The organism is Pseudomonas glycinis, from assembly GCF_054871425.1.
The window spans coordinates 428,193-437,345 of the sequence record NZ_JBTYHF010000006.1 but is presented as its reverse complement, the minus strand read 5'-3'; the positions used below and the strand labels follow the sequence as shown (position 1 = coordinate 437,345).

Annotated in this window: 10 protein-coding genes; 1 reads left to right on the top strand and 9 read right to left on the bottom strand. The window is 50.6% G+C overall.

The genetic code is table 11. From position 1 onward, the window contains the following. Window positions 1-89 precede the first annotated feature (89 nt). The 9 genes from ACYSTU_RS17285 to ACYSTU_RS17245 form a co-directional block, all read right to left on the bottom strand. The gene (locus ACYSTU_RS17285; RefSeq protein WP_028237301.1) at window positions 90-467 is read right to left on the bottom strand and encodes an Ltp family lipoprotein; all 378 of its coding nucleotides are present in this window, start codon (window positions 465-467) and stop codon (window positions 90-92) included. Window positions 468-666: 199 nt separating this feature from the next. Beyond that, entirely contained in the window at window positions 667-1,239 is a 573-nt protein-coding gene (locus tag ACYSTU_RS17280; protein WP_499000341.1) for a hypothetical protein, read from the bottom strand. 257 nt (window positions 1,240-1,496) lie between these two features. Next, window positions 1,497-1,775 (bottom strand): hypothetical protein, encoded by a 279-nt coding sequence (locus ACYSTU_RS17275; RefSeq protein WP_499000338.1) that lies wholly within the window; start codon window positions 1,773-1,775, stop codon window positions 1,497-1,499. Window positions 1,776-2,061: 286 nt separating this feature from the next. Further along, window positions 2,062-2,892: a hypothetical protein gene (locus ACYSTU_RS17270; protein ID WP_499000336.1), complete on the bottom strand. Its 831-nt coding sequence runs from the start codon at window positions 2,890-2,892 to the stop codon at window positions 2,062-2,064. Further along, entirely contained in the window at window positions 2,893-4,431 is a 1,539-nt protein-coding gene (locus ACYSTU_RS17265; RefSeq protein ID WP_499000333.1) for an AAA family ATPase, read from the bottom strand. Window positions 4,432-4,785: 354 nt separating this feature from the next. Continuing rightward, entirely contained in the window at window positions 4,786-5,190 is a 405-nt protein-coding gene (locus ACYSTU_RS17260; RefSeq protein WP_499000330.1) for a hypothetical protein, read from the bottom strand. A 14-nt stretch (window positions 5,191-5,204) separates the two neighbouring features. Further along, window positions 5,205-5,573 carry a hypothetical protein gene (locus tag ACYSTU_RS17255; RefSeq protein ID WP_499000327.1) on the bottom strand — a complete coding sequence of 123 codons (369 nt, stop codon included), beginning with the start codon at window positions 5,571-5,573 and terminating at the stop codon, window positions 5,205-5,207. A gap of 37 nt (window positions 5,574-5,610) precedes the next feature. Beyond that, the gene (locus ACYSTU_RS17250) at window positions 5,611-6,504 is read right to left on the bottom strand and encodes a hypothetical protein (protein WP_499000325.1); all 894 of its coding nucleotides are present in this window, start codon (window positions 6,502-6,504) and stop codon (window positions 5,611-5,613) included. Window positions 6,505-7,020: 516 nt separating this feature from the next. Next, window positions 7,021-7,953, bottom strand: coding sequence for a LysR family transcriptional regulator (locus ACYSTU_RS17245; RefSeq protein ID WP_499000322.1), 933 nt, complete (start codon window positions 7,951-7,953; stop codon window positions 7,021-7,023). A gap of 146 nt (window positions 7,954-8,099) precedes the next feature. Here ACYSTU_RS17245 and ACYSTU_RS17240 point away from each other — a divergent pair, with 146 nt between their 5' ends. Next, window positions 8,100-9,146 (top strand): SDR family oxidoreductase, encoded by a 1,047-nt coding sequence (locus ACYSTU_RS17240; protein ID WP_425643269.1) that lies wholly within the window; start codon window positions 8,100-8,102, stop codon window positions 9,144-9,146. Window positions 9,147-9,153: the final 7 nt, after the last annotated feature.

Here is a 9,153-nt window from a genome sequence, read left to right as displayed (position 1 = left end):
AAAAGCGGACAGTTATGCAGGGTTAGCAACCCTTCCTTGTAGCTTTATGGCGTCTACGAAACTAGGGGCGATTTAAAGCACGCCGTTTTTCAGCAACCATCTGCATGTTTTGCCCCGTAGGTTGCTTGGTCCACAGTGTATTTTTCTCCAGCACTCGAGGAAAGTTGCTTAATGAGGCCTTTGCACGAGAACCCCATCATATTGAGATACTGCTTCGCAGACCTCACCGCCTGCTGGTTCCAATCAATGTTCATGCTGTCCACTGCTATCGTAGCGTCAGAAACGTCGAAACCCTCTCCAGCATCAGATGAAAGCTGATGAATAAGCCCATTCCGTGAGAAGCCCGTCATGCTGAGATATTGCTTCGCAGATCTGACTGCATTATTTTGAGGTCCAGTCAAATCTCCAGCCCATGAGGGAGCAGCAGCAAAAAAAGTGACAGCCAATATTACTTTCAAAAAATTCATCGGAATATCTCCAGAACCCATGCAGCGCCTCTAACGGCCTTAAAATTCTTGTCTTACGGCTCAACTTCACATGACACGTCCCTTCGAGGGGACTGAGCGAATTTCCTCGGCTTTCATCTGGTCAACCAGTGCCTGCAGCTGCGGCGATAGGCCAAGAATCACGTTTATTGCGAGAGTCATTTTTTCCTTGATTACTGAGCTACCGGACGACGTTGAACTCAACAGACTCGTGGCTAACTAGAAAAGCCGCCTTCTTGTCGACGCCATTTACCTTTAAGACATAGGTTAGACGTACTGAGCCGTTCGGAGCTTCGTAAAAGCCTTGGTTGGCAATTGTAGCGCCGGGCAGTTTCTCAGCCAATTGGCCTGCACAAAGAGGTTCAGCATACGCACGGGAAACCGGCTCACTCGTAGCCGGCGTGCCCATCTCGATCTGTGTCCGAGTGTAGAAGGTGTTGTAAAGCTGGCCGCTTCTCACATCTTTGCACTGTACATAAAACTTCGGGTCCACTGGGTCAGAGTCGGTATTGGGCATCGCATACTCAACTGAGGAGCACTTCTCCTGCCTGCGGTGCATTTCAACCAGCGGAGCGAGCAGCGGTTGCCACTTAGCAAACTTGTCCAGTTTCTTACAACCTTCCCCGCAGCCGCCGATCTTTTCGGGAATGGCACCAGGTGTGATCGGAGCAAGGTGAAGTACAGCTGCTGGCTTGGATTCCTGACCACAGCCGGCCAAAAGCGCGGTGACGCTTAAAACGATGAGATATTTCAATGCGGAGTTTCCTTTTTCCGTCAATTAGTATTTTCGAGGCTTCGCTTGGCTGAGTTGACGCAATCGCCGTATCCGCTAGCGTCCTCGCTGTCATCGTAAACTTCATCGCAGATCTGCTTCGCTTGCTGCGTCGAGGATGCTGTATGTGCCGGTGGATTGCAGGCTGAAGTATTCGCCGCGATTATCGCGGCGATAATCAAACCTAAAGCTATCAGCGTATGACGGGGCTCCATGCTTCGGTTTCCTCGAACAGTTTGTCAGTCGTTGTCCTTACCTACCGTCACTCCATCCACTGTCAGGGTCAGGAAAACAGGCAAAGTCGAGCCGTTCTTGATATCCCACACATAAAAGTGCTTGCCAGGAGTGCCCATGATCTGTGAGTTGTCCTCGACCTGGCGTCTCGCCTGCTCATCCGGCGCGTTTACCTGGACGGCGTAACACGGACGGCCGGTATCTAAGTCATACGGACCAGCCTGTCGCCGAAATCTAGAGCCGGGGGGCAGACTGATTTTGTGCTCGTTTTTGTCACTGCTCATGATCTTTTCCTCGACCTCGATGCTGCATTGATAAAGCGTTCATAAGTCCACGGCCATGGACGCCTCAAGCTAGGCCACAAGCAAGCTTCTTGACGGGCAATATTAAGACACCTGAAGGGCAGCAATCGGCCATTAGCTGCCGCTCACGAACACCTGCTTTCGGGCAAGCGCAGCCTCTCAGAGAATGAGGTGTCTCTCCTGACGATCCGCCGAGCAAGCTCTAGGGAGAATAATCTGCCAGGTTGAAAGTTCGCGCAAAACCTACATACTTGTTAAGTCCTTTCGCTCATAGCGTACTGCTATATTGAGATGCCAAAGCCTCGTATAAAGCTGCTTTCCATAAATTTTTTTTATTCGCTCGTTCAACTACAGCTATCCTGGCAAACTCCTTAGCTCTCGAAGATAAATCTTCACTATAACTAAGCAAGTCTGCTATTTCGGATGCTGCGCGCTTTGCATATCGACTCTCAAGCTCCAAATCTTGGAAATAATTCGTTATTCTTTTCTTTAATTCTGGAGACCAATGCGCTGGGGGATCTACGAAAAACTTCGCCACTGGTAGTGCGCCCCCTTTCAACTGAGCATAGAGCCATGGTTCGCTAGAGAGAATTGAATGCTCAAAATACGGGTGTAAAGATTCATTTTTTTTTGATATTACAGAAGTCCCCTTGCTTTTATTGCATTTCATACAAGCTGGCACTAGGTTATCTACAAGAACAGAAAAAATTGGATATCGAGACTTACAGGCAAAATGATCAACACTGTCGACATGAGTCAAATCACACAGCGGGCACATACTAAGAGGTATACTGTTTAGAATTTTGTCATAATAAACTCTCCCATTACTATCGGGACCAACCATGCACTGCGTGTAAAGCTGTTTGAAGTGACCTTTAGTTAGAGAGTTAATTATAGTTTGCCAGTCTTTCCCATGTTCGCAGGATTTCAAGCATGATAAATTCTCCATCGCTGCGTGGCCGACATAACTCCGAAACTCAGCTAGGATATCGTTCTTTGAGTCAACGAATCTGGCTCGAAGCCCGGCATCTTTAATACTGCTAACACAGGCATCGAAAACGTCAACTGAGTTAATATTCAGCTTGGGCAGGATATTCATTCACTCAATCCCCGACTGACTTTTCGACTCAAGCATTGCTCTTAATATTAACTGCCCTTCCAGCCCTAAATGTCCGGAATAGTCAGATAGAATTTCTTCGAATGACTGTCCATTTTGTACTGAGCTCGCTAAAATATCATGAAACCCGGACTTTATTGATTCTAACCCAAATACTGATTTGGTGAGTGCCCCAACGTTTTCCCCAAAAGTCTCTCTTTCGGGCGGATCAATCCGCTGTTGATCGCCGTTTCGCGTCAATACGAAAGCACATGAATTTGGCACCTCTTGCAAGACCACTGGTGAATGTGTGGCGATAAGAGCAATAGCGTTGCGATCCATTAGGAGATCAGCCAACGCCCTCATGAATGCAGAAAGCAGCGGTGGGTGTAGGTGGGTCTCTGGCTCATCCATCAGGACAAGCGTTTTTTCTTCTACTACGTCAACCAAATGCGTAATTGTGTGCAAAATTATAAAATGGCCTGAACTGGCGCTTCTTATTTTTTCAATAATTTTATCTTTAACCCACTCAAAAGGCTGCAAGGAAAGTTCGGCTAGGTTCATTTCGGCAAAATTCAAATCTGACTCTAGTCGTTTGATCGCTGCGACCCACCTACTGCGCTTTCGTTCTTGGCTCCAGCAGGACTCAATAGACTCTAATGTTTCAGCGAGGAAATCTGAGGGCCCCTTTGCTATCGCGGAAATTTCTCCGTTATCGCAAATAACTCTACGCTTCATACCGATATAAAAGTAAGCTACGCCTTCAGATCTATTTTGACGATTATCGGGTGGCATGAACGTATCAAATGCGCTGAAAGAAACAGAAACCACGCTACTGAAATACTGCTCGGGCATTTCTGAATACAATCCTGCCACACTTACCAGAAAACCTCCATTGCAATCCTGAGCTCTATTAACAATACTTGAAACCATAGAGTTAAGGATCGTTGTTTTGCCAGCTCCATTCCTTCCAATAAGAACATGTATGTTAGTTGGCGGCATCAAGCCAGGCTCAACGTTAAAACCTAACGCTATATTGCTGCCATCATTTTTTGAGTAGTTATAGGAAAACTTGTAAGAAGTGAGGGGCGGAAGCCCTCTGGCAATTCTTTTATATTGAGGAAAAGCTGCCAGGCCCACCGTTCTTAATAGTGAGTAACGGAAAACCTCATGTTTCTGCGACTGGCGTAATATCGCATCCATCCACGAGGCGTCACGCATTGATTCCAATATATTATTAACATCGCTTAGACTAAAGTTCTCATGTAGAATTTCATAATAGGCAATATCTTGGCCTATCGAGAAAAAATTCTTTGGAAGACCTAATAGCTCTTTACCTTTAAGGGCATCCCGAGTCCATCCAGCCGGTTGATCTTCATACCCGATTTTTACTTCACCAAGGCGGAGCACCGAACCTTGGCAGAGCACAGACACTGAAAATGTTGTCTTGAAACTATAATCGTCCCAACTGCTAGGCAACAAATAAATCCAGCCTGACGATGGGTGCTTATTATAGTCACTCTCTACTAATATTCTGTACACAAACTTCCCTTTTATATGTTATTCACGATTAAGGATTTGACGCCTGCCCATCGTCTCATTCGACGCCGCTCAACTCCAGCGCTCCGCCTTGCCTACTAATTGGAATATGTTCCTTCCATATCTTCCAATTCGCGAAAAACCTTGAACTTCGTCGCACTAGCAAGTGACGACACGTGCGCACCAGTAGCTATCCAACGCCATTTTTTACATCTACGGGAGGCCTTACCTCGCTCGCGATAACCGGTTATGGCTGACAGCTTCTGATCGATAGATGTCATCGGCGTCCAGCCACTTTCGGTCGGAAACTGCTATTAAGTTTGTACGCGCCAATAAAGCATGGTAATTTTACACGTACTACTCATCGAGCTTTATGCGCCCAGCGATTTTTTCAACTAGAGCTTTCGCCGTCACAGGCTTATCATGCACCCTTCTCCAAATACTTGCAGCTGTGAAGAACCCAGCAATACTAGCTGCAGATATAAATATCGTCTTCCACGTATTCGCAGCAAAGACAAAGTCATTAAAGCTGCTTGCGGTCAATGAAGCCATCAGGCTTAGGAGTATGCCTAAATAAGTCACCCAGTCCCTTGATCTAGTTAGTCCTTGATGATAGTCTTTTATTATTCGATATAGCTTGTCCTCGGTAATATTTATAACATGAGTATCCGTGTTTTGGGATATTCCAGTATAGTTGATTCCGTTCGACTCAGGAATAATAACCCTTGGAGCAGCAACGTCACCTGCCTCATCGCTTTCCATATTTTTGCCCCCCCCTAAATACCTTCACGCCACCAAAGCTGTAAGATCAAGTGATTGGTCCCTGCAATGCTTGTGTTTACCATTAGCATCTCCACCACGCCTGAGTTATTAACTTTGGCAAGTTCGTAAGGGGTATTTAATGCCGTCCCCAAAGAATTACTCCAGTTAATCAGCGTCATCAATGAGCGGCCATTCTCTCGGGTAAAGGTGACGTTTTGTGTCCCTGCGGCCTGTTGAAACATAATGGTCAACGGAAGCGTAGTTAAAGACCCTCCATATTCTGGCCCTAACTCAATATCTATCTCACATTTCATAGAACCAGGAATAATGAGGTTAAATGTCGAAATCAACCGTTTACCATTTAATCGAATTTTTTGAGTCATAATACTATTCTCAGATTATTAAGTCGGTTGTGAAGGGTTATGGCAGTAAAACGAATCTCGCCGGGTCGACTACATCGACCGGCATGAAACCACCGCCTTTTTTGAAACTCATGTTATGGACGAAATTTTTCATGGCATCTGATGGATCGATAGCTACGAGATTTAGAGAGCCTAAAGTAAAGCGCGAGAATGCAACACTCAAAATAGGTAGTTCCTCTAAATGACCAGTTGAACCGTTAAGTACCTTATCATTTGCGGTGACGATCACAATCTCATCGGGCAATATTGCTAGGAGTTCGAGTCCCACTCGTAATGCACAGCTGCACACATAGTCTTGATGCAAATCATTAAAACGTCCGACTGGCATTGCCTTGGTCGACAGCTTTCCACTTTTTAGCAGAGATTTTATTTCTTTCGGAATGACGCTGGCCCCGTGAACGGATAACCGACATTCGACTGTACCGCTTTCATGAGCAACCAACTGAATAGCTGATCCTAATTGCGCAATCTCTGCGAAAGGCTCCAATGCCTCGATCGCATCCAGCTTAGCCTGGCGATCACCATTGAGAATACGCTCAGCCAAATCTTTTTCCTGCGCCCACTCAGAATGGTTTATTTCCCATTCTCTGAATTCTGCCAGGTAGCGGTCTGAATCCATCACTTTGGCGGCCTCAACCTTGGACATTAGAGCTGCCCGCTGACGCGTTTCCAACTTCAGCAAGCGGCCCCAGAAGTTTGGGCTATAGCGTGCATACTTTTCAAAAGCAGCTTTTTCTAGCAAGTCACTTAACTGCGGGGCTGTAGGCTCAGGCTTGGACCGCATCTGTCTCCAGTTAACCTCCTCACCACACTCTTTGTGCATGGATAGAAGGACTTCGAGATAGTTTTCGTACACGTCGACCTCGTGCGCGGCTTGTTCAAGCGCTTCCATTCGAGCGTACTCCTTGCTTTGCCGCTCGAGATCACGCTGCCGACGATGAGCGTTGCGCTCTGATCTTCTTGCTGACGCTTGCAGCGACCGTACTGTTCCCTTCCAACCCATGACCACCCTCCTTAGCCAATTCATAGTGATGGCACATTAACACAAGATAACGCTGCTCCATGATCGCTTTACGGACTCACACCGTTTTCATTAATACCCCAGAGACAATTTGTAGCGAAACGCCAGAGAAACCCTTGTAATGGAGGACAGCTATTGGCCGAGGCTGTGTAAAAACGTTTTCGAGCGCGACGTGTACTCGAAACTGGAGCGAAAATCGCGCATTTGCGTGAATCCACATCTGCTGATTTGTCGATAAATGTCAGATTTAACGTAGACGCGCGCACTTCAATTTTGACGAAGCGTTTTTACATACTCTGGGCCGGTTGCTGCCGGATACAACTGGCAGCTATTGGCCGATTGCTGCCCGTCGCCATGCGCGCCCTGCTGGCAGACCATGCATTAGCCTCACAAAACAGCGCCGAATACACCTGAACTCTCCGCAATCTCCCCTTCCCCCCGCAAAAAATCCACAAACGCCCTCAGCGGCGAAGGCATGTGACGGCGGCCGTGGTAGTAAAGAAACGGGCCGTCGAAGGCCTGCCACCAGTCCTCGAGAATCGGCACCAGTCGACCATCGGAGAGCGGCTCGCGCAGGAAGTCCTCGAAGGTATAGACGATGCCCAGCCCGTTGATGGCCGAGCGAATTTTCAGATCGTGCGACGACGTCAGCAGTTGCCCCTGAGGCGGGATACGCACGATACGGCCGTCTCGATGGAACTCGAATACGCCGACTTTGCCACTCTCGAACCGATGGCCAAGCAGGTCATGGCTCGGCAGTTCTTCGGGGTGAGTAGGCGTACCGCGTTCAGCCAGATAGCGCGGGGCGGCGGCTGCAACGAAGCGTTGGCGACGCGGGCCGATGGGCACGGCAATCATGTCCTTGGCCAGGCTCTCTTCATAGCGCACGCCGGCGTCATACCCGCCAGCGTTGACGTCGACAAAGGTGTTATCCATGACGACTTCGACACTGACCCCTGGATAAAGGCGCAGAAAACGCGCCAGCAGGTCGGGCAACAGAAAACGTGCCACCGGCACTGGCACATTGAGCTTGAGCGTGCCGACCGGGCGCTGAGCGTCGTCGTCGAGATCGTTGAAAGCGGCGTCGATTTCCTGCAAGGCCGGGCGCAGGCGCTCGAGCAATCGCTCGCCGGCGGCCGTCGGCGTGACGCTGCGCGTGGTTCGATTGAGCAGGCGCACGCCCAGGTCGCTTTCCAGCCGACGCATGCAATCGCTCAGCGATGAGGCGGACAAGCCCCGCTTTTGCGCGGCAGCACGAAATCCCCCCGCCTCGACCACCGCAGCAAATATCGACACATCGGTAAGGTTTGGTTTACGCATGGACGCTTCCTCTGTAAGCGGCTGACTGTACGCCATGCCGTACGGGCCATCCACCAATGCCCGACTTATCCTCGCGCATTCGTACACCGATACTGCTCACTCGCCCCCGCCAACCGGGAACCTGTCACGCGAATGAGAATCCCCCGATGAGCCATTCACCCGCTGCGCCGAGCAATACCGCGACCCAACGCCTCCTCATGGCCGCCCGAATGCTGTTCGCCATTTCCGCGATGGCCGGCACACTGGCTGCGCAGGCGACTTCCCGAACGGAGCCGAAGCCGGACTGGTCAACCCACGATATGCCCAGCCAGAAAGGCCGCATTGTGCTGGTGACCGGAGGGACCAGCGGCATGGGCTATGAAGACGCGCTGGCCCTGACGCGCGCCGGTGCCGAGGTGATCATCGCCGCACGCAACGCCGAGCGCGGCCGCGAAGCAATCACGAAAATCAAGCAAGCCGTGCCCGAGGCGCGCGTGCAATTCGAAACGCTGGACCTTGCCAATCTGCAATCGGTGCGCGACCTCGCCAACCGTCTGCAAGGGCGCCTGCCGAGGCTCGACGTGCTGATCAACAATGCTGCGATCATGTCGCCGCCTGTTCGAGGCGTTTCCGCCGATGGCTACGAGATGCAACTGGCGACCAATTACCTGGGGCATTTCGCCCTGACCGGCCTGCTGATGCCCCTGCTACGCAAAAGCGACGATGGTCGGGTGGTCAGCCTGTCGAGCATTGCCGCCGGGCGCGCAAGCCTGAACTTCGATGACCTGCAGGCTGAGCGCAGTTACGACCCTTTCGCCAGCTACAGCCAATCGAAACTGGCGGTTCTAAAGTGGAGTATTGAGCTGCAGCAGCGCAGCGATGCCGCCGGTTGGGGGATACGCAGCATCGCCGCGCACCCCGGCGTTGCCGTGACGGAGCTGATCGCCCGGGGGCCTGGCCTGGACAGTGAATTCGGCAAACAATGGGCTGTAGAGCGGGACCTGTATCATTCCGCAGCGCAGGGCGCGCTGCCCACGCTGTATGCGGCGACGGCGCTGGAGGCGGTTGGCGGCGCCTACTACGGCCCAACCGGTGATAACGAAAAGCGCGGGCCGCTGGGCTTCGCCAAGATGCCGCCGGCCGCTGCCGATCGCTCGAATTCGGCGACACTGTGGCAACTCTCCGAGCGACTGACCGGCGTCACCTACCGCTGACCGCCAG

Excerpts from the sequence above, each read along its gene's own strand:
- ACYSTU_RS17285 (WP_028237301.1), bottom strand. The coding sequence starts at position 467 with ATGAATTTTTTGAAAGTAATATTGGCTGTCACTTTTTTTGCTGCTGCT.
- ACYSTU_RS17240 (WP_425643269.1), top strand. The coding sequence starts at position 8,100 with ATGAGCCATTCACCCGCTGCGCCGAGCAATACCGCGACCCAACGCCTC.
- ACYSTU_RS17250 (WP_499000325.1), bottom strand. The coding sequence starts at position 6,504 with ATGGAAGCGCTTGAACAAGCCGCGCACGAGGTCGACGTGTACGAAAAC.
- ACYSTU_RS17260 (WP_499000330.1), bottom strand. The coding sequence starts at position 5,190 with ATGGAAAGCGATGAGGCAGGTGACGTTGCTGCTCCAAGGGTTATTATT.
- ACYSTU_RS17275 (WP_499000338.1), bottom strand. The coding sequence starts at position 1,775 with ATGAGCAGTGACAAAAACGAGCACAAAATCAGTCTGCCCCCCGGCTCT.
- ACYSTU_RS17270 (WP_499000336.1), bottom strand. The coding sequence starts at position 2,892 with ATGAATATCCTGCCCAAGCTGAATATTAACTCAGTTGACGTTTTCGAT.
- ACYSTU_RS17255 (WP_499000327.1), bottom strand. The coding sequence starts at position 5,573 with ATGACTCAAAAAATTCGATTAAATGGTAAACGGTTGATTTCGACATTT.
- ACYSTU_RS17245 (WP_499000322.1), bottom strand. The coding sequence starts at position 7,953 with ATGCGTAAACCAAACCTTACCGATGTGTCGATATTTGCTGCGGTGGTC.